General features: G+C 62.3%; 19 protein-coding genes. 13 read left to right on the forward strand and 6 right to left on the reverse strand.

Annotated features, from left to right (window positions below; genetic code table 11):
- Positions 1-10: 10 nt before the first annotated feature.
- From AC0V8S_RS17900 to AC0V8S_RS17910, 3 genes are all read left to right on the forward strand, one after another.
- On the forward strand, positions 11-1,564 hold the full coding sequence (locus AC0V8S_RS17900; RefSeq protein WP_475432636.1) for a trimethylamine methyltransferase family protein: 1,554 nt from the start codon (positions 11-13) through the stop codon (positions 1,562-1,564).
- A gap of 97 nt (positions 1,565-1,661) precedes the next feature.
- Entirely contained in the window at positions 1,662-2,417 is a 756-nt protein-coding gene (locus AC0V8S_RS17905; protein WP_475432637.1) for a bestrophin-like domain, read from the forward strand.
- A gap of 55 nt (positions 2,418-2,472) precedes the next feature.
- The gene (locus tag AC0V8S_RS17910; protein WP_475432638.1) at positions 2,473-2,787 is read left to right on the forward strand and encodes a ferritin family protein; all 315 of its coding nucleotides are present in this window, start codon (positions 2,473-2,475) and stop codon (positions 2,785-2,787) included.
- A 29-nt stretch (positions 2,788-2,816) separates the two neighbouring features.
- Here AC0V8S_RS17910 and AC0V8S_RS17915 read toward each other — a convergent pair whose 3' ends face one another.
- Entirely contained in the window at positions 2,817-3,842 is a 1,026-nt protein-coding gene (locus AC0V8S_RS17915; RefSeq protein ID WP_475432639.1) for a LacI family DNA-binding transcriptional regulator, read from the reverse strand.
- Positions 3,843-4,036: 194 nt separating this feature from the next.
- Between AC0V8S_RS17915 and AC0V8S_RS17920 the strand changes: the two genes are divergently transcribed.
- From AC0V8S_RS17920 to AC0V8S_RS17950, 7 genes are all read left to right on the forward strand, one after another.
- Positions 4,037-5,068, forward strand: a complete 1,032-nt coding sequence (locus AC0V8S_RS17920; RefSeq protein ID WP_475432640.1) for a Gfo/Idh/MocA family protein — start codon at positions 4,037-4,039, stop codon at positions 5,066-5,068.
- Positions 5,068-5,973 carry a sugar phosphate isomerase/epimerase family protein gene (locus AC0V8S_RS17925; RefSeq protein WP_475432641.1) on the forward strand — a complete coding sequence of 302 codons (906 nt, stop codon included), beginning with the start codon at positions 5,068-5,070 and terminating at the stop codon, positions 5,971-5,973. Before AC0V8S_RS17920 ends, AC0V8S_RS17925 begins: the two co-directional genes overlap by 1 nt.
- A 111-nt stretch (positions 5,974-6,084) precedes the next feature.
- Positions 6,085-7,092: a substrate-binding domain-containing protein gene (locus AC0V8S_RS17930; protein ID WP_475432642.1), complete on the forward strand. Its 1,008-nt coding sequence runs from the start codon at positions 6,085-6,087 to the stop codon at positions 7,090-7,092.
- A gap of 86 nt (positions 7,093-7,178) precedes the next feature.
- Positions 7,179-7,976, forward strand: a complete 798-nt coding sequence (locus tag AC0V8S_RS17935) for an ATP-binding cassette domain-containing protein (RefSeq protein WP_475432643.1) — start codon at positions 7,179-7,181, stop codon at positions 7,974-7,976.
- Positions 7,973-9,019 carry an ABC transporter permease gene (locus tag AC0V8S_RS17940; RefSeq protein ID WP_475432644.1) on the forward strand — a complete coding sequence of 349 codons (1,047 nt, stop codon included), beginning with the start codon at positions 7,973-7,975 and terminating at the stop codon, positions 9,017-9,019. Before AC0V8S_RS17935 ends, AC0V8S_RS17940 begins: the two co-directional genes overlap by 4 nt.
- Before the next feature lie 344 nt (positions 9,020-9,363).
- Entirely contained in the window at positions 9,364-10,680 is a 1,317-nt protein-coding gene (locus AC0V8S_RS17945; protein WP_475432645.1) for a P-loop ATPase, Sll1717 family, read from the forward strand.
- Positions 10,681-10,712: 32 nt separating this feature from the next.
- On the forward strand, positions 10,713-11,216 hold the full coding sequence (locus AC0V8S_RS17950) for a cold-shock protein (protein ID WP_475432646.1): 504 nt from the start codon (positions 10,713-10,715) through the stop codon (positions 11,214-11,216).
- A 2-nt stretch (positions 11,217-11,218) separates the two neighbouring features.
- Here the strand turns inward: AC0V8S_RS17950 and AC0V8S_RS17955 are convergent, their stop codons facing one another.
- Positions 11,219-13,882 (reverse strand): ATP-dependent helicase, encoded by a 2,664-nt coding sequence (locus tag AC0V8S_RS17955; protein ID WP_475432647.1) that lies wholly within the window; start codon positions 13,880-13,882, stop codon positions 11,219-11,221.
- Positions 13,883-13,963: 81 nt separating this feature from the next.
- On the reverse strand, positions 13,964-15,019 hold the full coding sequence (locus AC0V8S_RS17960; protein ID WP_475432648.1) for a DUF2059 domain-containing protein: 1,056 nt from the start codon (positions 15,017-15,019) through the stop codon (positions 13,964-13,966).
- Between AC0V8S_RS17960 and AC0V8S_RS17965 the strand changes: the two genes are divergently transcribed.
- A complete protein-coding gene (locus tag AC0V8S_RS17965) occupies positions 14,994-17,312 on the forward strand; it encodes a glucose/quinate/shikimate family membrane-bound PQQ-dependent dehydrogenase (protein ID WP_475432649.1) in 2,319 nt (772 codons plus the stop codon). The genes AC0V8S_RS17960 and AC0V8S_RS17965 overlap by 26 nt on opposite strands.
- Positions 17,313-17,346: 34 nt before the next feature.
- Here the strand turns inward: AC0V8S_RS17965 and AC0V8S_RS17970 are convergent, their stop codons facing one another.
- Together AC0V8S_RS17970 and AC0V8S_RS17975 are read right to left on the reverse strand one after the other, a co-directional pair.
- Positions 17,347-17,784 carry a hypothetical protein gene (locus AC0V8S_RS17970; protein ID WP_183460738.1) on the reverse strand — a complete coding sequence of 146 codons (438 nt, stop codon included), beginning with the start codon at positions 17,782-17,784 and terminating at the stop codon, positions 17,347-17,349.
- Between the two features lie 9 nt (positions 17,785-17,793).
- A complete protein-coding gene (locus AC0V8S_RS17975; protein ID WP_475432650.1) occupies positions 17,794-17,949 on the reverse strand; it encodes a hypothetical protein in 156 nt (51 codons plus the stop codon).
- A gap of 420 nt (positions 17,950-18,369) precedes the next feature.
- Between AC0V8S_RS17975 and AC0V8S_RS17980 the strand changes: the two genes are divergently transcribed.
- Complete coding sequence (locus AC0V8S_RS17980; protein WP_475438650.1) at positions 18,370-19,218, forward strand: dienelactone hydrolase family protein; 849 nt, start codon at positions 18,370-18,372, stop codon at positions 19,216-19,218.
- 9 nt (positions 19,219-19,227) lie between these two features.
- Here the strand turns inward: AC0V8S_RS17980 and AC0V8S_RS17985 are convergent, their stop codons facing one another.
- Complete coding sequence (locus tag AC0V8S_RS17985; protein WP_475438651.1) at positions 19,228-20,061, reverse strand: EamA family transporter; 834 nt, start codon at positions 20,059-20,061, stop codon at positions 19,228-19,230.
- A 177-nt stretch (positions 20,062-20,238) separates the two neighbouring features.
- On the opposite strand from AC0V8S_RS17985, the gene AC0V8S_RS17990 reads away from it, so the two are divergent.
- Positions 20,239-20,718 carry an Lrp/AsnC family transcriptional regulator gene (locus AC0V8S_RS17990; protein WP_183460732.1) on the forward strand — a complete coding sequence of 160 codons (480 nt, stop codon included), beginning with the start codon at positions 20,239-20,241 and terminating at the stop codon, positions 20,716-20,718.
- Positions 20,719-20,748 lie beyond the last annotated feature (30 nt).

A 20,748-nucleotide genomic window follows, 5' to 3' on the forward strand; every position in this document is an offset into this window, starting at 1 on the left:
GGATTTTCGGATGATCGATGACGCGGCACGAGACAACAGGCGCGAACGCCGGCGCGGACGCACAGGCGAGGCCGGCAGCGAGAGCAGCCGCCGACCCAATTACCGGTCGCTGAAGAACCCGTTCCTGCCGCAGCCGATCTTTTCGGACGACCAGGTCGCCGCGATCCACGACACGGCGCTGCGCGTGCTGGAGGAACTCGGCATCAAGGTGCTGCTGCCGCAGGCACGAGAGCTTTTCGCCAGCGCCGGAGCGCTGGCCGACCCGGATACCGATATGGTGTGCATTGGCCGCGACATGGTGGTGGCGGCACTCGCCTCGGCGCCGAAGTCGATCCAAGCGCGAGCCGGCGACCGTTCCCGCGACCTGACGCTGGAACTTGGCTCGATGACCTTCCTGGCCGGATGCGGCGCGCCGAACGTCACCGATCTCGAACGCGGCCGCCGGCCGGGCACGCTCGCCGATTTCGAGGATCTGCTGCGGCTGGTGCAGCATTTCGACGTGCTGCATATGCTTGGCCCTTGCATCGAGCCGCAGGATGTCGACAACCGCTTTCGCCACTATGCCGTCAACCGCGCGCAGCTGACGCTGTCCGACAAGTTCCCCTTCATCTTCGCGCGCGGCACACCGCAGGTCGAGGACGGTTTCGAGATGATCCGGCTGGCACGCGGCCTGTCGCAGGACGAGTTCAGCGCCGGTGCGCATTGCTACACCGTCATCAACACCAACTCGCCGCGCCAGCTCGACATTCCGATGGCGCAAGGCATCATCGATTTCGCACGGGCCGGCCAGGTCTCCGTCATCACGCCGTTCTGCTTGGCGGGTGCGATGGCGCCCATCACGGTGGCCGGCGCGCTGGCGCTGCAGCATGCCGAGGCGCTGGCGGGGCTGACGCTGGCACAGATCGTGCGGCCCGGCGCGCCGGTCGTCTACGGCTCCTTCTCCTCCAATGTCGACATGAAATCCGGAGCGCCGGCTTTCGGCACGCCGGAGCATGTCAAGGCGACGCTGGGCGCCGGCCAGCTGGCGCGCTTCACCGGACTGCCCTGGCGGTCCGGCGGCGGCAGCGCGGCCAACATCTCGGATGCACAGGCAGCGCACGAAACGCAGTTCGCGCTGTGGGGTTCTGTCTTGGCAGGGGCGACGATGTGCATCCATGCCGCCGGCTGGCTGGAAGGCGGCCTGAGCGTCTCCTTCGAGAAGATGATCACCGACATCGAGGCGCTGCAGACGGTCGCGGAACTGTGCGCCGCGACGCCCGGCGACGACGATTCGATCGGCTTCGAGGCGATCGCCGAGGTGCAGCCAGGTGGCCATTTCTTCTCGGCCGGCCACACAATGGCGCGCTACCGCACCGCCTTCTACGAACCGCTGGTCGCCGACTGGTCGAACTTCGGCAACTGGACGCAAAGCGGATCGAAGACGGCGAGCGAACGCGCCACCGGGGTCTGGCGGCGCGCGGTTGCCGATTTCGAGCCGCCGGCATCGGCTGCCGCCACATCAGGCGTGCTCGACGAGTTCATCGCGCGGCGAACGGAAGAGGGTGGGGCTGCGCCGGTATCGTGAGACAGGGGCGGGAAACGGCTGACGCCGTCGCAGCTTTCGCTGTGTGATCGGTGCCTTTCCATTGGCAATCGGCGCATGCCGTGCAGAAATGCGCTTCATGCGCGAAGCCTTGATCGCCCTGGTGATTTTCCTGTGCCTGGTGGCTGCCCCGCTGGTCAGCATGGCGATCTGGCCGAGGCTGCCGGCCAGACATCGCGACGACGATACGAACAATGTGGTGCGGCTGGCCGCCAATCTGTTCGGCGTCATGACCTCGCTGGTGCTCGGCCTGATGATCAACTCGGCCAAGAACACCTTCGAATCGATCGATCACAATGTGCACGCCTATGCGACGGAGCTGATCCTTCTCGACAGGTCACTGCGCCAGTATGGCCCTGAAGCCGACACGGTGCGCCAGCCGCTGGTCGCCTATGTGCAGCGTGTGGCGGCGGGCTCGATGAAAACCAGCGAAACGCCTGTCGTGTCCAACCAGCTATCCGAGCATTTGCTGACGGAGATCGGCACAAGGCTGAACGCTCTGGCGCCGCCCGATGCGACGCATGGCATGCTGTTGCAGGATGCCCGCCAGCGCTTGCAGAAAGTGCTGGAAATGCGCTGGGTGCTGATCGAGCAGTCGGAGGGCGCCATCCCCGGGCCGCTGATCGCCATGCTGGTTGCGTGGCTGGGGCTGATCTTCGCCAGTTTCGGGTTCAGGGCGCCGAGGAACGCGATCACTCTTGCAACCTTCGCGGTTTCCGCCGCGCTGATCGCCGGGGCGATCTACCTGATCCTGGACATGGATGTGCCATTCTCCGGCCCGATCCAGATTTCGCCGGCGCCGCTGGAGCGGGCGCTGGCGGAATTGCAGCGATGAGGCGGAACCGGCGGCATTCCCAGGCATTCATGGGGATGAACCGCCGGAGGACGACATGGGTTTCGACCAGTATCACGAACCGCCTGAAGAACTGTCGCAGAAGGTGCGGACCTTTGCCCGCATGATCACCTCGCTGATCGAGGAGGCGGAGGCGATCGGCTGGTACGAACAGCGCATCTCGGTGGAGAAGGATCCTCAGGCGCGCGCGATCATGAAGAACGCGCAAGGCGAGGAGTTCAAGCATTTCGGCATGGATCTGGAATTCCTGCTGCGCCAGAAGAAGGACTGGCGGGCGGAACTGAAGGAAATCCTGTTCACCATAGGCGACATCGTCAAGGCTGGCGAGCGGGGCGAGAAGAAGGTGGATTGAAGCCGATCCGGCCCCGATGCCGGCGGTGATCAATCGCTGTCGCGCGCGATCAGCTCCAGTGGCCAGACTTCGCGGATGATGCGCGGGCCCTCGGGGCCGGCGAAGGCGGGAAGGGAGGCCAGCAGCATTTCGGCCAGGCGCCGGCCCATCGGCTCCAGCGCCGGGCGAAAGGCAGTCAGCGCCGGCGAGAAATAGCGGCAGAGCGGGGTGTCGACGATGACGATCACCGCGATATCATGGCCTGGCCTGATGCCCATCTCGGCCAGCGCCTTGCAGCCGCCGAGCGCCATGGCGTCGTTGTTGAAGATGATGGCGGTGGGCCGGTCCTTGGAGAGCATCACGCGCGGCGTCACCTGGTAGCCGCCGGCCTCGTTGATGAAGCCGTCGGCGATCAGGCCGGGGTCGACTTCGATGCCGTGCCGCTGCAGCGCCTTGCGGTAGCCGTCCAGGAACAGGTAGCCGAAGTTGAGATCATGCGAAGGGCGGATGGCGGCAATGCGGCGGTGGCCGCGCGCGACCAGCCGGTCGACCGCGTCGCAGCCGGCTTTCTCGAAATCGATATCGAGCGAAGGATAGGTGTCGCCGCCGGATTGACTTCGGCCAAGCGTGGCGAAGGGAAAGCCGGCCTTGCTGAGATAGTCGATCCGATCGTCTTCCCGCCGTGTATTGGCCAACACGACCGCGTCGGCCCGGCGCGTCTCAACCACGCGGCGCAGCCTCTCCTGCTGATATTGGCCGGGCTCACCCATGACGACCATCAGATCCAGGTCATAGTCGGCGAACCGCGCCTGCAGACCGGTCAGGAACGGGATGAAGAACGGTTCGCCATATTGCTGGTCGCCCGGATGCGGCTGCAGCATGAAGGCGATCGAACGGGTAGCGCCCTGGCGCAGGCTGCGGCCGGACTGGTTGGGTGAATAATTCAGCTTTTTGGCGGCGTCGAGCACGCGCTGGCGGGTGTCGGCGTTGACGTCGGCGCGGCCGTTCAGCGCCCGCGACACGGTGCCGATCGAAATGTTCAGATGACGCGCGAGGTCGTGAATGCTGGACGCCAAAGATCATTCTCCCCCTGCCTTGGCTAGCACCGGCTGCCGCTCAGGCCAAGGCTTCGGGACGATTTTTGAGAGCAGCCGATTGACATTCTACGCTATCGGGTGTGTTCTCGTAAACGTTTACGGAAAAACGTTTACGGTGATGCCGTGAATGCCGTGACGATCGGTCTGGAGGGACCGGACGGGAGGAATGCCGGATGATGAATGTCGTCCTCGTCGGCTGTGGCGCGATGAGCAGGCAGTGGCTCGATGCCGCGAGGCAGATCGACGGGCTCGCCATTGTCGGCCTTGTCGATCTCGACGCCGAACGGGCGCAGGCGAGGGCGCGCGAATACGACCTCACCGGCATAGTCATCGGCACCAGCCTCGACGCAGTGCTCGACCAGACCAGCCCTGACGCGGTGTTCGATGTCGTGGTCCCTGCCGCCCGTCGCGAAGTCGCGCTTTCAGCCTTCGCCCACAATTGCCATCTGCTGACCGAAAAGCCGTTGGCCGACAGTCCGGAGAATGCTCGCGCCATCATCGCCGCCGCCCGCCAGGCGGGACGCATTCATGCGGTGGTCCAGAACCGCCGCTATGTCGCCAATGTCAGGCGCATCCGACGCTTTCTCGATTCCGGCGCCATAGGCACGCCGACCAGCATCCATGCCGATTTCTTCGTCGCGCCGCATTTCGGCGGCTTTCGCGAGGAGATGGCGCATGTGCTTTTGCTCGACATGGCGATCCACACATTCGACGCCGCTCGCTACATGGCCGGCGGCGAACCGGCCAGCGTCTATTGCCAGGAGTGGGAGCCGGCCAATTCCTGGTATCGGCAGGGTTCGTCGGCAAGTGCGGTCTTCGATCTCGGCGGCGGCAAGGTTTTTACCTATGCCGGCTCCTGGTGCGCCGACGGCTTTCGCACCAGCTGGGAGGGCAGCTGGCGCATCGTTGCCGAGCGCGGCAGCCTGTTGTGGGACGGCCATGACGGGCTGAAGGCGGAGGTGGTTGCGTCCGGCCGCGACGGTATCATCGACAAGACCCAGCCGATCGAGGTGCCGCTGCTCGACCCTGCCGATCGTGTCGGCGGCCATCTCGGCATCATCCAGGATTTCATGCGCGCGGTCGAAACCGGCACCGAGCCGGAAACGCATGGCGCCGACAACATTAAAAGCCTGGCCATGGTTTTCGGCGCCATCGAAAGCGCCGAGACCGGTCGGCGCGTGGCAATTGCAAGGGAAGAACTGTGATGCCAAACCCGCTTCTCGACATCAGGATCGGCACCATGGTGCGGGCCAATCTCGACGACCCGGCAGCCTATATCAAGCAGATCCTGCCGCTCGGTTTCGAAAGCATCCAGCCCTTCTTCTGGCAGACCTTGGGCGGCAAGGACCTTCCACGCCTTGCCGGCCAGATCCGCGAGGCGATCGGCGATGCCGATGTCATCGTTTCTTCCCTGGGCGTGTTCGGCAATCCGCTGGAGGATGGCGAGGTCGATCGCGGTGTGCTTGCGGCTTGGGAAACGGTCATCGACAACGCGCATCTGTTCGGCACTTCGATGGTCAGCGGCTTCACCGGGCGCCTGCGCGGCAAGAAGCTGACCGACAGCCTGCCGCGCTTCCGCGAAGTGTGGGGTCCGCTGGCAAAACGCGCCGCCGACAAGGGCGTGCGCATCGCCTTCGAGAATTGCGCCATGGATGGCAACTGGGCCGCCGGCGACTGGAACATCGCCCACAATCCGGATGCCTGGGAGCTGATGTTCAACGAATTGCCTGATGAGAACCTTGGCCTCGAATGGGAACCCTGCCATCAGCTCGTCTATCTGATCGATCCGATGCCGCAAATCCGCAAATGGGCACCGCGCATCTTCCATGTCCATGGCAAGGACGCCACCGTGCGTTGGGATGTCATCCGCGAGCACGGCGTTTTCGGCCGGCTGCCCTTCGTGCAGATGCGCACGCCGGGCTTCGGCGACAGCGACTGGACGCGGGTGATCAGCGAATTGCGGCTGGCCGGCTACAAGGGCGCCATCGACATCGAGGGCTGGCACGACCCGGTCTATCGCGGCGATCTCGAAATCACCGGGCAGGCGCGGGCGCTGGACTATCTCAGGCAATGCCGGGGAGGCGCCAGCTACCTGCCAAATCCGACGTGAAGCCAAACTTGATGTGAGAATTGGCCGGCGGGAGGAGCCGGCCGTCAGTGCCAATGCCAGCAAATCGTCAAAGCCCTCGGCTGACGAGGGAAACAATGGGAGGACAAGTGCATGAGCATAGCGATCAGAACGACATTTTTGCGCACGGCCGTCATGGCGGCCACCACGGCGCTCTGCGCCGCCGTCTCGACCTTGCCGGCACGGGCGCTCGACGCCCAATGGTGCAAGGATGTCCATATCCGCTTCTTCGTCGGCGGCGCCGAGGGCGACGCTTTCGGCACCATCGTCTATAATGGCGCCAAGCAGGCGGCGGCCGATCTCGGGCCGAAGGTCGACTACATCTTCTCGGGCTGGGACGTCGAGAAAATGGTGCAGCAATTGCGCGAGGCGGTTGCGGTTAAGCCCGGCGGCATCGCCATGATGGGCCATCCCGGCGACGACGCGATCATGCCGCTGGCCGAGCAGGCGCACAAGGACGGCATCAAGATGATGTACCAGAACGTGCCGGTGCCGAAGGTGACGGCGGCGTTTGGCGGCGGCTATGTCGGCGCCCAGCAGGAGCAGCAGGGCCGCGCGCTCGGTGCCGAGGCGTTCAAGCTGGCCGGGCTGAAATCCCGTGACAAGGCGATCATGATCGGTCCCTTCGACAATGAGAGCCGAGGCGCACGCGAGCGCGGGACAGTCGCCGCATTGAAAGAGGCCGGCGTCGATGTCGTTCAAATCAATTCTGTACCCGAGTGGGCAGCCGATCCGAATCTCGCCATCCCGGTGATCACCGCGGCGTTGCTCAACAATCCCAACGTCAAGGCGGTCGGCTATCCCGGCGGCCAGATGCTCGGCAATGTGCCGACATACATGCAGGCCGCGGGCCGGAAGCCGGGCGATATCTTCAATTTCGGCTTCGACACCAGCCCGCAGATCGTCGAGGGCTTCAAGGGCGGCTGGGTGCAACTGACGGCCGACCAGCAGCCGTTCATGCAGGGCTATCTGCCGATCCTCAGCCTCTGCCAGCAGGTGGTGCTGGGGCTCGCGCCGATGAATGTCGACACGGGCGCCGGCTTCGTCACGCCGCAGAACTATGAGATCGTCTCAGAGCTCGCCAAGCAGGCGTTGCGCTGACCTCCCAAGGCTGCCGGCCGGGCCAATCCCGGCCGGCAGGACCGCCGGCGAACAGGCCGGCAAGCGACAATGAAAGCGAGGATCCGATGGCCGAACGCATCATCGAACTGCGCGATATCAAGAAGTCCTATGGTCAGGTGTATGCGCTGGGCGGCGTCAATCTCAGCGTCGACCGCGGCGAGGTGGTCGGGCTGATCGGCGACAATGGTGCCGGCAAGTCGACGCTGATCAAGATCCTGTCCGGCGTGGTCAGGCCGACAAGCGGCGAGATCCTCGTCCGCGACAAGCCGGTGAGCGGCTGGAGCGCGGCGCGCTCGCGCGATGCCGGCATCGAGACGGTGTTCCAGGACCGGGCGCTGGCGGTGCAGCAGACCATCGTGCGCAACATCTTCATGGGCCGCGAGCTGACCGGCTTCATGGGCTGGCTGAAGGTCAACAAGGAGATCGAGGAGGCAAGCCGGCTGATGCGCGAGATCGGCTTCACCTCGAAAGTGTTCACGCCGCACTCGATCGTTGGCCAGCTCTCGGGCGGCGAACGCCAGGGAGTGGCGATCGCCCGCGCCATTTACAAGCAGGCGGAGCTGATCATCCTCGACGAACCGACGACTGCGCTGTCGCTGACCGAGACCGCCAAGGTCTTCCATTTCGTGCGCCAGGTGCGGGCGAGCGGACGCTCGATCCTGTTCATCGGCCATAACATCCATCATGTCTTCGACATCGCCGACCGCTTCGTCGTGCTCGACCGCGGCAAGGTGGCGCTGACCGCCGACCGCAGCGCGGTCAGGTCGGCGGAGGAGTTGATCAATTTCATGGAAGACGTCGCGCATCCCGGCGGATTGGCCGGACTGCACGAGGCCGTCGAAGCGGAGCAGCAAGCACGATGAGCAAGACCATGGAACCCGATCTCGAAAGCCCTCTCAGCGCGCATGGCGGATCCGCCCGCAAAGAATGGAAACACCCATCCGATCACTGGCTGCGCGGCTTCGTCCTCGACAACCGCGCCTCGCTTGGCACGCTCGCCGTGTTCATCGTCATGATGGCGGTGTTCATGATCGCCAACCCGACCGTGTTCACCACCTGGTATCTCTACAGTTCCGTGCTGACGACGCTGCCTGTTGCGCTGTTCGTGGTGGTGCCGCTGGTCTTCGTCGTCACCTGCGGCGAGATCGACCTGTCGTTTCCGGCGACGATGGGGTTTGCCTCCTGGGTCTTCGCGCTGGTGGTGCAGGCCGGCTACGATCCGTTCCTTGGTATTGCCGCTGCCCTCGTCACCGGCATGCTGCTCGGCTTCCTCGTCGGATCACTGGTCGTCTATGGCGGGCTGTCGTCGCTGATCGCCACGCTCGGCATGAATTTTTTGCTGCGCGGCCTGATCCAGATCATCAACGAGGGCAAGTCGATGGCGCTGACCGGCCTTGCTGGCAGCCCGGCCTACAAGATCTTCTCCAGCCAGGTTTACGGCATTCCGGTGCAGATCTTCTGGGCCATCGCCTTCGTCGTGCTATCGGCGATGCTCTACAACAGGCACCGCTTCGGCGCGCAGGTGAAGGTGGTCGGCGACAATCCCGACAGCGCCCAGCAGATGGGCATCGACGTCAAGCGCGTGCGGGTGAAAGTGTTCGTCTTCGTCGGCATAGGTGCTGCGATCGCCGGCACCTTCTCGGTTATGATCAACTTCACCTGGTGGCCGACCGCCGGCGACGGCTATCTCTTGCCGGTGCTGGCCTCGGTGTTCGTCGGCGGCACCCCGACCTGGGGCGGCATCGGCACGGTTGCCGGTGGCGCGATCGGCGCGGTCACCGTGTCCTTCATCCAAACCGGCGTCGTCGCGGCAGGACTGAGCGGCTTCTACGTGCAGTTCTTCAACGGGCTGATCATCATCCTGTCGCTGCTCGGCCATAAGTGGAACCAGGCAAGGTATCGGTGAGGGGGCCATCCAGAAGAAGGCTTAGCGGGGGTAACTGAAGGAAAATCCTCTTCACAACGGATGACAGCGTCAAGGCCTGTGGGGCGGGCGAAAAAGAGGCGAATTGAGCGGTTTCGTCCAGGCTCTGTCACGCCAAAGAGGCTGAGACTACTGAAAAAGAGTGCTCGCTTCCACGGCGCTTGGCTGCACGCAGCCACGACTTTTCGCGGTGCGGTCCTACCGCTTCGTCTGTTTGCAATGGTGGGCTAGTAGCACAACACACTCGCCGGGCGTCACTGCAGAGTGGCCATTTTGACAGTCAGGCAAACATCTGACACGTTCCCCAAAACCGGCGAGGCGGAATCATGCCCATATACAAGCCATTTGTGAATCTGAATGTTGGATTTAGCAATGCTGAGAACTATCGACGCCGAGAGAACAAAGCGTTGTTGTCAAAATATTTTGTTGGCGATCAGTTTTTAGATCGGATTATTGATCCGAATATATACTATGTTGTTGGAGAAAAAGGGACTGGCAAAACTGCCTACGCTACGTACTTGGCCAACAATGTCTATAAGAATAATAGAGTGTCAACATTCGATGTTCGTCAAACAGAGTATCAAAAATTTATAGAGCTAAAGCGTCAAGGCCACTTGCCTTTGAGCCAGTATGTTGAAGTCTGGCGTACTCTGCTCTTAATGGCGAGCGCGTCTAGTGTAATTTCACAGTCCGGAACTCCTGAATTTCTCAGGCGTTTTACGAAGTTAGGTGCTTTGAAGAAAGTTATAGACGATTGCTACCAGAACGCATTTGCACCTGAAATCGTCAAAATGCTTACTTTCGTAGAGTCTGGAGAGGTCGCGTCGTCGTTGCTGGCAAAATACTCTGGTATTGAGTCGGGTATTTCAGCAAAAAGCGGCTTTCAGGCTGGTGATTCGAATTCTATTTTTCAGACAAACCTACTAAAGATACGCAAGGCGTTCGAAGCCGCGCTAAGTGGCGTAAAGCTAGATGAAAACATGATAATATTTATTGATGGCATCGACGTTAGGCCATCGGACATTGCCTATCCCGACTATTTTGATTGCGTTAGGGGCTTGGTCGAGGCGGTATGGTCTATCAACAACGATTTTCTCGCGAATATAAAGGATAGCAAAGGACGAATAAAGGTAGTATTGCTGGTAAGGCCAGATATTTTTCTGAGAACAGGTCTTCACAATATAAATACAAAACTCAGGGACAATTCTGTTTTTCTAAATTGGATGACTACATACAAGGATTACAGAAACTCTCTGTTGTTCAAAGTTGCTGATCGCCTCTTATCTGCCCAGCAGGACAATCCGATATTGAAGTTGGGCCAAGCTTGGGATCACTACTTTCCTTTCTTCGCAGAGAATGTCAAATCCGGGTCCGTCTCCGGCGAGAGCGGGACAAATTCATTTCTATCCTTCCTTCGTTTTAGTTACTATAGACCTCGTGATATTACCAGTATGATTGCTACTATTCAGGATATCTTAAAAAAGAAGCCGGACGTATCTGCGTATGTGTCAGAAAAGGATTTTGACGACCCTTCCTTTCGTGATGCTCACGCAGAGTACTTGCTTGGAGAAATTAGAGATCAACTATTGTTTTATTATTCACAAGATGAATATGACGTTTTTTACAATTCTTCCTGTATTTAAAAGGGAAAAGAAAATTTACTTTTGAGGAATATTTGGCTGCCTTTAATGAATTTATATCGGAGTGTGATGCCTCCGGCAAGACTTTGCCTCAATTTTTTGAGAACGAAGGTGTCTTTCTGCAGTTTCTTTACGATCAAAACGTTATTTGTTACAAAGAACGTGATGGAGATGATCGGCAGGATTCAGAACCTTTTATACGATGGTGTTTTAGGGAGAGGACGCTATCAAACGTGGCGCCGAAGGTTCGCTCCGGTATGGAGTACGAAATCTTTTACGGCCTAAGTAAAGCGTTAAACGTCGGGCGGCCGATAAGAATAAAGAAAACAGAGAAGATTCGAAGTATCGGTACCGTTATAAGCCTCAACCCTGAAAAGGGGTTCGGCTTTATTCGGGGTGGTGAGAACCACGCAGATTACTATTTTAAAATGGCGGACCACACTGGAAAGTCTCAATTGCGACTGGCGGATAAGGTTTCGTTCGAAGTTAGCACCAAGTACGCAAAACCGAGAGCAACCGCAGTCAAACGGGAGCGCTAATCTCACACCGCCGCGACGAACCCATCAAGCACACGTTTCTGACCGGCCTTGTCGAAGTCGATGGTCAGCTTGTTGCCTTCGATGGCGGAAATGTTGCCGTTGCCGAATTTCTGGTGGAAGACGCGGTCGCCGACGCTGAAGGGGGAGGGCTTGTCGGCAACGGATTTGGCGACCAGCTCGCCGTCGATGGTGCGGCCCTTTACGCTCGTGCGGCCGGCGCCGTAGCCGCTGTCGGTTTCGCCATAGCCGATGCGCTCGACCTGATGGCCGGAGCGCGTGCCCCAGTTGCGGTCGGTCGCTTCGGTGCGGTTGGCCTGCGCGCGCTGCCAGCCGGGCGTCGAATAGGTGTTGGAGAAGGCGCCGGATTTTTCGGTGTTGGCGCCGACATTGTCGAAGCGCGAGGCGCCATAGGGGTTCTGCCGGCCGCCGCCACGGCCCGACGCGAAGGAGCCGCCGCCATAGGGATTGCCGTAGCCGCCATAGGAATTGCCGCTTTCGGCGATCTCGACATGCGATTCCGGCAGTTCCTCGAGGAAACGCGACGGGATGGTGGATTGCCAGAGGCCATGGATGAGGCGGTTGGAGACGAACCAGAGATGCAGGTTCTTCTTGGCCCGCGTCAGGCCGACATAGGCGAGCCGACGCTCTTCCTCCAGCCCGGAGCGGCCGCCTTCATCGAGCGCGCGCTGGTGCGGGAACAGGCCTTCCTCCCAGCCGGGGAGAAAAACGGTCTCGAATTCGAGGCCCTTGGCCGAATGCAGCGTCATGATCGAGACGGCGTCCTGTCCGGCATTCTGCTCGGCATCCATGACCAGCGCGACATGTTCGAGGAAGGAGCGCAGCGACTCGTACTCCTCCATCGAACGGATCAGTTCCTTGAGGTTTTCCAGCCGGCCAGGCGCTTCGGCCGAGCGGTCGTTCTTCCACATGTCGGTGTAGCCGCTCTCCTCGAGAATGGTCTCGGCGAGCTCGGTATGCGGCTTGGTTTCCAGCGCCTTCTGCCAACGTTCGAAATTGGCGGCCACTTCGCGCAGCGCTGCGCGCGGCTTCGGCTTCAACTCGTCGCTTTCGGCGAGGTTGCCGGCAGCCTCCAGCATCGGGATGCGCAGCGCGCGGGCCGTATCGTGGATCTGGCGGATGGTGGCTTCACCGAGCCCGCGCTTGGGCACGTTGACGATGCGCTCGAAGGCGAGGTCGTCGCCGCCGTTGGCGACGACGCGGAAGAAGGCCAGTGCGTCGCGGATTTCCATGCGCTCGTAGAAGCGCGGACCGCCGATGACGCGATAGTTGAGACCGAGCGTGATGAAGCGGTCCTCGAAGGCGCGCATCTGGAAAGACGCGCGCACCAGGATCGCCATGTCGTTGAGATTGTGCTTCTGGCGCTGATAGGCCTCGATGGTCTCGCCGATGGCGCGGGCTTCCTCCTCGGAATCCCAGGCGGCGTGGACATTGACCTTGCCGTCTTCGGGGTCGTTGCGGTCGGTGAACAGCGTCTTGCCGAAACGGCCCTCATTGTGGGCGATGAGGTGGGAGGCCGCACCCAGTATGTGCGCGGTGGAGCGGTAGTTGCGCTCCAGCCTTATGATGGTGGCGCCCGGGAAATCCTTGTCGAAGCGCAGGATGTTGTCGACCTCGGCGCCGCGCCAGCCATAGATCGACTGGTCGTCGTCGCCGACGCAGCAGATGTTTACTTTGTTTTCGCTCACGGGCTGTTCCGCGCCTGCCGGCGCGGGCCCTCCGCGGGGGCCTCGCAACGGCTCGGACGCCCGGTCGGGCTTGCGGCCCTCGGCCGATCGCAAATCCGTTGACGTCGACGAACGCCCAGCGTCCGGCCGCTGGGCCAAAAGGCGCAGCCACATGTACTGGGCGGTGTTGGTGTCCTGGTATTCGTCGACGAGGATGTATTTGAAGCGCCGGTGATAGTCCTTCAGCACATCCGGATTGGCGCGGAAGATGCGGATCGGGTGGCAGAGCAGGTCGCCGAAATCGCAGGCGTTCAGCGTCTGCAGCCGCTCCTGATAGGCCTTGTAGAGCTCACGGCCCTTGCCGTTGGCGAAGCTGCGCGCGTCGCCCTCGGCGATATCGGCCGGGCCTTGGCCCTTGTTCTTCCAGCCGTCGATCATCTGTGCGAACTGCTTGGCCGGCCAGCGCTTGTCGTCCAGCCCCTCGGCCTGGATCAGCTGCTTGATCAGCCTGACGACATCGTCGGTGTCGAGGATGGTGAAGTCGGAACGCAAGCCGGCAAGCTCGGCGTGGCGGCGCAAAAGCTTCACGCCGATCGAGTGGAAGGTGCCAAGCCAGGGCATGCCCTCGACATTGCCTTCGCCGATCAGGATGCCGATGCGCTGCTTCATCTCGCGCGCGGCCTTGTTGGTGAAGGTCACGGCCAGGATCTGCGACGGGAAGGCCTTGCCGGTGGCGAGGATGTGGGCGATGCGCGTGGTCAAGACGCGGGTCTTGCCGGTGCCGGCGCCGGCCAGCACCAGAACCGGGCCTTCGGTGGTTTCCACCGCCAGCCTTTGTTCGGGATTGAGGCCTTTCAAATAGTCGGGCGCATTGTTCTGGCCGCCGCGGGCAGCCATGGCGCGCGCGGCAATGCCCGACGGGGCCGTGGGCCGCGCATTGGGTTCATCGAAAAAGGGCATGTCTTCCGAAAAGCCGGACATCTCCCCCGAATGTAGTGATTCGGGAGGGAAAGACCAGAACTGTCTACGTTTTGTTCCCGGTAAAGTGCCTGGTATTGCGCTTCAAGCCTTGCGGTAACCGAGCGCGACGAAAAATCGATGTCCGAACGAGCGCGCCTCGTCCGTCATCACCGCGCCGAGGGCAACCTGCATCTGGTCGTAATAGCGGCCGCCGGCGGGTGAGGCCAGGAAGGCCTCATAGAGCTTCAGGTCGGCCATGGACATATCCCGGTAGATGTAGGCTGAAGATTCCATGGCATCGCTGTCGATGTCACGGCGAAGCCCTTCGGTTTGCTTGCGCAGCAGGGCCATAACCTGGTCGTCGGGCAGGGGCTTTCCGGCCGCGCCCAGCATTTCGGTGAGCATCGCATAGCCCATGTTCAAGGCGACGGCTTCGCCAGTGTCGACCGCGGAGATATCGTCCATCATTGTCCTGTACAATGCGAGCCGGGCCGGATCCTTGGATGGAAGCTCGCCGAGGATTTTGGCGCCCTCGATCTTCTTGGCCTCCTTTGCTTCCGGTGCGGCAGCCTGGATCTCCAGCGCCGTGACCTGTTTGCCCAGGGGCGAAGCATAGAAAGCAGCGAGGTCGGAAAGATCCTTGGCGCTGAGCTTGTCCGCCATACGCGCCTCGATGGCTGCCTCCATCTTGTTGGGGTCGAAGGCACCTTCCATGGCGGCGGCAAGGGCGTCCAGGACTTTTTGTGGCGGCGTTCCCGGCGCCGATTTCACGGCCGCGGTGAAACCCGGCCAATGCCCATCAGCATCTCGTGAAAGCCGTTCGCCTTGTTGATCTCGCTGATTGTCTGCGCCGGCGCGGCGACAGTGCCAGCAATGAGCGGGACGAGGCAGTAGAGCACAAGCGCCATGCGCGTCAGTGGCGGAAGGAATGACGGCATTTTGCTTGCTCCACGGGAGAGATGACCAGTGGAGACTGCGGGAAAACCCTGACGCAAGCAAGATGAATTGCCACCTTGGCGTGTGGGTCAGCTTGACAGGCGGGGCAGGCGGGAGAAAGCTGGGCCGAGGGCAGGAACGGTGCGCCGGATTGCCCATGGCCGCGCGAGCGCGCAACAGTCGAAGGAGTATCATCTTGGCTGTCACCATCACCTCCCTCATCCTCTTTCTCCTCGGTCTGGCGCTCGGCGCGGGTGGTGTCTGGTTGGCCTCGCTGGGCGGCAGCTGGTACTACATCATCGTCGGCCTGGCCTTCCTGCTCGCTGCCTGGCTGCTCTACCGGCGCCGTTCCACGGCACTGTGGCTCTATGCGGCGATCGTGATCGGCACGCTGGCCTGGGCGGTCTGGGAAACCGGCTTCGACTGGTGGGAGCTCGGCCCGCGCGGTGGCATCATCGTGCTGGTGGCGCTGTGGCTGTTGACGCCATGGGCGCGGCGCGGCCTTGCCGGTCCTGATGGGCGCGCGCCGCTGATCCTGGCGGTGCTGGCCTCGCTGGCGGTGGCCGGTTATTCGATGACCACGGACCCGAAGGACATTGCCGGCGCGCTCGACACCGACAAGGTGATCCCCAACGCCAATCTCGGCAACGATGTGCCGGCGGGCGAATGGCACTTCTATGGCCGCACGCAATTTGGCCAGCGCTATTCGCCGCTCGACCAGATCACGCCGGACAATGTCGCCAGTCTGCAGCCGGCCTGGACCTACCGCACCGGCGATGTGAAGGGGCCGGACGACATTGGCGAGACCACCTATCAGGTGACACCACTCAAGATCGGCGACACGCTCTACATCTGCACGCCGCACAATTTCGCCATCGCCGTCGACGCTGCGACCGGCAAGGAGAAATGGCGCTACGATCCCAAGATCAAGCTCGACAAGGACCGCCAACACCAGACGTGCCGCGGCGTGTCCTATTATGCCGATGCCGCAATTGCCGCCGGCCAGCCCTGCGCGACCCGCGTCTACCTGCCGACCTCGGATGCGCGGCTGATCGCGCTCGACGCCGCCAACGGCCAGGTATGTCCCGCCTTCGCCGAGGCCGGCACGCTCAATTTGTTGACCGGCATGCCCTATCCGAAGTCGGGCTATTATTACTCGACCTCGGCGCCGCTGATCGCTGGCGGCAAGATCATCGTCGGCGGCGCCGTCAACGACAATTATTCGACGCAGGAGCCGTCAGGCGTCATCCGCGCCTATGATGCGGCCACCGGCAAACTGATCTGGAACTGGGATTCCGGCAATCCTGAGCAGACGACGCCGCTGCCGGCCGGCCAGACCTACACCGCCAACTCGCCCAACATGTGGTCGACGCCGAGCGCCGACGAGAAGCTCGGCCTGCTCTACGTGCCGCTCGGCAACCAGACGCCGGACCAGCTCGGCGCCGGGCGCAGCGCCAATGTCGAGAAATTCTCCTCCTCGATCACCGCGCTCGACCTGAACACCGGGCAGTTGAAATGGGTGCGGCAGACCGTGCATCACGATCTGTGGGACATGGACGTGCCGGCGCAGCCGAGCCTGATCGACATCACCAAGGCCGACGGCACGATCGTGCCGGCACTGGTCGGGCCGACCAAGCAGGGCGACCTCTATGTGCTCGACCGGCGTACCGGCGAACCGGTGATTGCGGTCAAGGAAGTACCGGCGCCTGGCGGCGCCATCGAGGGCGACCATGCGTCGCCAACGCAGCCTTCGTCCGATCTCTCCTTCAACCCGAAGCCGCTGACCGATGCCGATATGTGGGGCATCACCATGTTCGACCAGCTGGCCTGCCGGATCGCCTTCCACAAATTGCGATATGAAGGCCGCTACACGCCGCCCTCGCTGCAGGGATCGCTGATCTATCCCGGCAATTTTGGTACCTTCAACTGGGGTGGGGTGGCGGTCGATCCGGTGCGGCAAGTGATGTTCGGCATGCCGACCTATCTCGCCTTCACATCGAGACTCATTCCCCGCGCCGATGTGCCGCCGCCGGGCGACGACACCAAGGGCAGCGAACAAGGGCTGAACCGCAACGAGGGCGCGCCCTATGCGGTAGTGATGGGACCGTTCCTGTCGCCGCTCGGCATCCCTTGCCAGGCGCCACCCTGGGGCTATGTCGCCGGTGTCGATCTCAGAACCGGCGCGATCGCCTACAAGCACCGCAACGGTACCGTCTACGACATGACGCCGCTGCCGCTGCCGCTGAAGGTCGGGGTGCCCGGCATTGGCGGGCCGATGATCACTGCCGGCGGTGTCGCCTTCCTCGGTGCCGCGGTCGATGACTATCTGCGCGCCTATGATTTGACGTCAGGCAAGCAGCTCTGGCGGGCCCGATTGCCGGCAGGCGGGCAGTCGACGCCAATGACCTATACGGTCGCCGACGGTCGCCAGTTCGTGGTCATCGTCGCCGGCGGCCACGGCTCGGTCGGCACCAAGCCGGGGGATTATGTGATGGCCTACGCGCTGCCGAAGTAGCTGGGGTCGCGCCAGCCGAAAGCGGTCTCTGCGTCTAGCCGAGTCCCAAATGGTTCTTCAGGCCGGGCACGGAGCCGAGCACCTGGTTGGTCAAGTCTGGGCCGGCGGCGGCTTCTGCCTGCTGGACCAGCGTGGCGCCGGCCTTCTGGATCTGCGCCAGATCGAGGCCGGATGCCTTGAGCGCGGCGAGGCCGTTGACCAGAGCGCCGGCCTTTTCGCCGAGAACGCCGCCAAGCGCGCCTTGCAGCGACGACAGGAAGCCGCCGCCACCGCCGGCAGGAGCGGCGGCCATGACGTCATACTGGTGCGCAAGGTCGTCGGCGCCGGGAATCTTGGCGAAAAACGACGAGGCGCTGGTGCCTTCGGCCTCGTGCTCCAGAACCGAGAAAATGGTGCCGACGACCTTTTCCGTCGTCGCCTGGTCGAGGCCCGCCTTTTGCGAGACGGTGTTCACGATATCCTGGACGTTCATGATCTCACCTCAACCTTGGGTTTTCGTGTTTGCCGGATGGCGCTGGCGGCTGCGGACCTTGACCATGGACTTGCGGCTTGCCGCGACAACGGTCGCGCGCATCGCCAGAAGGGCGGCCGCAGCAACCATGAGGGCGGTTGCCAGGATCGGCGAGGGCATGGTCATCGGCGTTTCCTTTTCAGATCGGGCCCGTCAGGACCGTGCCGCGCCATGGGGCGGCCGGATGGTCAGTTTCCCCTACTATTGTGGCAGCGCCACCAGGATTTGTCGCCGATGACAAGAATGTGATGAGGGTTGCCGCCGCTCACCGCACGTCCCGCTGAACGAAAGTGTCACCGAGCCGTGACTGGACGATAGGAGGCTCGCCCCTATCTTGCGAACGGCAAGGATACCAAAGTCGAGACCCTAGAGCCGGATGATTTCAGGTCGAATCGACCTGAAATCTGAATCCGGCTCTAAATCAAAGAGATAGAGCATGATGTCGTCCGAAGACCGCTTCACACTTTTCGGCATCATGCTCTAAGATCGAGGAATGCGCCCGTGACGAAATCCGCCAACAACGAAAAACCCGTCATCACGCAGGCGATGATCGACGCCTATGACGAATACACGCATCTGACGCTCGACCGTCGCCGCTTCATGGAGCAATTGACCAGGCTTGCCGGATCGGGTGCCGCGGCGGCGGCCATCGCGCCGATGCTGGCGGCGAATTCCGCCCAGGCGGCGATCGTTGCCGACAACGATCCGCGGGTGAAGGGCGAGGATATCAGCTATCCCGGCAGCGGCGGTGAGATGAAGGGCTATCTGGTCAAGCCGGCAAACCAGACCGGCAAGCTCGGCACGGTCATCGTCATCCATGAAAACCGGGGGCTCAACCCGCATATTCGCGACGTCGCCCGGCGCGTGGCGCTGGAAGGGTTCGTGGCGCTTGCGCCGGATTTCCTGTCGCCGCTCGGCGGCACGCCCGATGACGAGGACAAGGCACGCGACATGTTCACCAAACTCGATCCGGGGCGGACCGTCGCCAACGCGGTGGCGACCGTCGCCTTCCTCAAGGCCGACAAGGACGGCAACGGCAAGGTCGGCGCCATCGGCTTCTGTTGGGGCGGCGGCACGGCCAACATGCTGGCCGTCAACGCGCCGGATCTCGCCGCCAGTGTCGCCTATTACGGCATGCAGCCGAAGGCCGCCGACGCGTCGAAGATCAAGGCCGCGTTGCTGCTGCACTATGCCGGCCTCGACGATCGCACCAATGCCGGCATCGACGCCTTCAAGAAGGAACTCGATGCCGCGCATGTCGAATACAAGGTCTATGTCTATGAAGGCGCCAACCATGCCTTCAACAACGATACGTCGGCGGCGCGCTACGACAAGAAGGCGGCCGATCTCGCCTGGGGCAGGACGATTGCCTTCTTGAAGGAGAAACTGGCGTAGGCGGTTTGCCTAATCCGTGCTCGCCGGCCTGTGGAAGGCAACGCCGGCGACCACCAGCGCAATGCCGAGGCAATCGCTGACGCTTGGAATCTGGCGCAGCACGATGACGCCGATCAGCGTTGCCGTCACCGGCAGCAGCGACAGCATCAGCGCGAAACTCGAGCGCGGCAATCGCGACATGGCAAGTTGGTCGCAGACATAGGGAATGACCGAGGAGCAGATGCCGACGCCGATGGCGGCGATGAGCAGTGGCGGGGAGAAAAAGGCGGGCAGCGCGTCGATACAGCCGATCGGCAGCACGACGATGAAGGCGACCGCCATGGCGGCGCCAAGGCCGGCAATGCCGTCGCCGGCGCCGGAACGGGCGACGCGGTGGCCGAGCACGATGTAGCCGACGAACAGCGCGCCGTTGAGGAAGGCCCAGAACAGGCCGACGGGATCGCTGGACCATTTGACGTCGATGAGCAGCAAGGTGCCGGTGACGGCCACGGCAAGAGCGGCGAGATTGCGGGCGCTCCTCAAGCCGATCACCGCGACGCCGATGGTGCCGACGAATTCGATCGCCGCCACCAGCGAGATCGGCAAGCGGTCGAGCGCGAGATAGAAGGAACAGTTCATCACCGCCAGGCAGGCGCCGAAAGCCAGCAACAGCAGCCGTGTCGGAGGATCGGCGCGGGCGAAGCTTCGCCAGGGGCGCGTCAACGGCGCGAAGATCAGCGCTGCGGTGGCGATGCGCAGCCACGCCATGCCGAGCACGCCGACATGCGGGAACAGCAGTACGGCGAAGGCCGGGCCGAGATAGTGGAAGATGGCGCTGACGCCGAACCAGACATGCGGCGGCAGTCTTGTCGCCAGGCCGCCAAGGCCAGAGCCGGTGGAGGCGGGGTTAGGCACAGGGCCCTGCCGTGGGAGCTTGCGCTTGATCATCCATCGGATCAGTATCGCAGGCATTTTCCGCAGCCTATATGGATGATGATCGATCAGCTGGATCATATCTCTACCGAAAGCAAGGATTTGACCGTGAAACGCCTTCGAACTGAAAATGTCGATCTCGACGCGGCCGACATGAAGATCCTGCGCCTGCTGGAAAAGGATGCGCGGGCCAGCACGGCGGAGCTGGCGCGTTCGGTCGGCCTGTCGGCGCCGAGTGTCGCCGAGCGCATCAAGCGGCTGCAGGAGAACGGCGTGATCGAGGCCTATTGCGTCAGGATCAATCCGGCTGCCCTTGGCCTGAAGCTGTCGGCGTGGCTGCGCATCCGGCCGGTGCCGGGGCAATTGTCGGTTGTCGCCGACATCATCCGCGAGCTGCCGGAGATCGTGCAATGCGACCGGGTGACCGGCGAGGACTGTTTCATCGCGCTCGCGCATGTCGGCTCGGTGGCCGAGCTCGAACGGGTGATCGACCGCATCATCCCCTATGCGATGACCAACACGGCCATCATCCAGTCGTCACCGGTGGTGGCGCGCTCACCGCTGGCGGCGGTGAAGCGATCGCCGTAAACGGCGCAATTTTGATTGGTTTATCCGATG

It is taken from the genome of Mesorhizobium oxytropidicola (assembly GCF_056174625.1).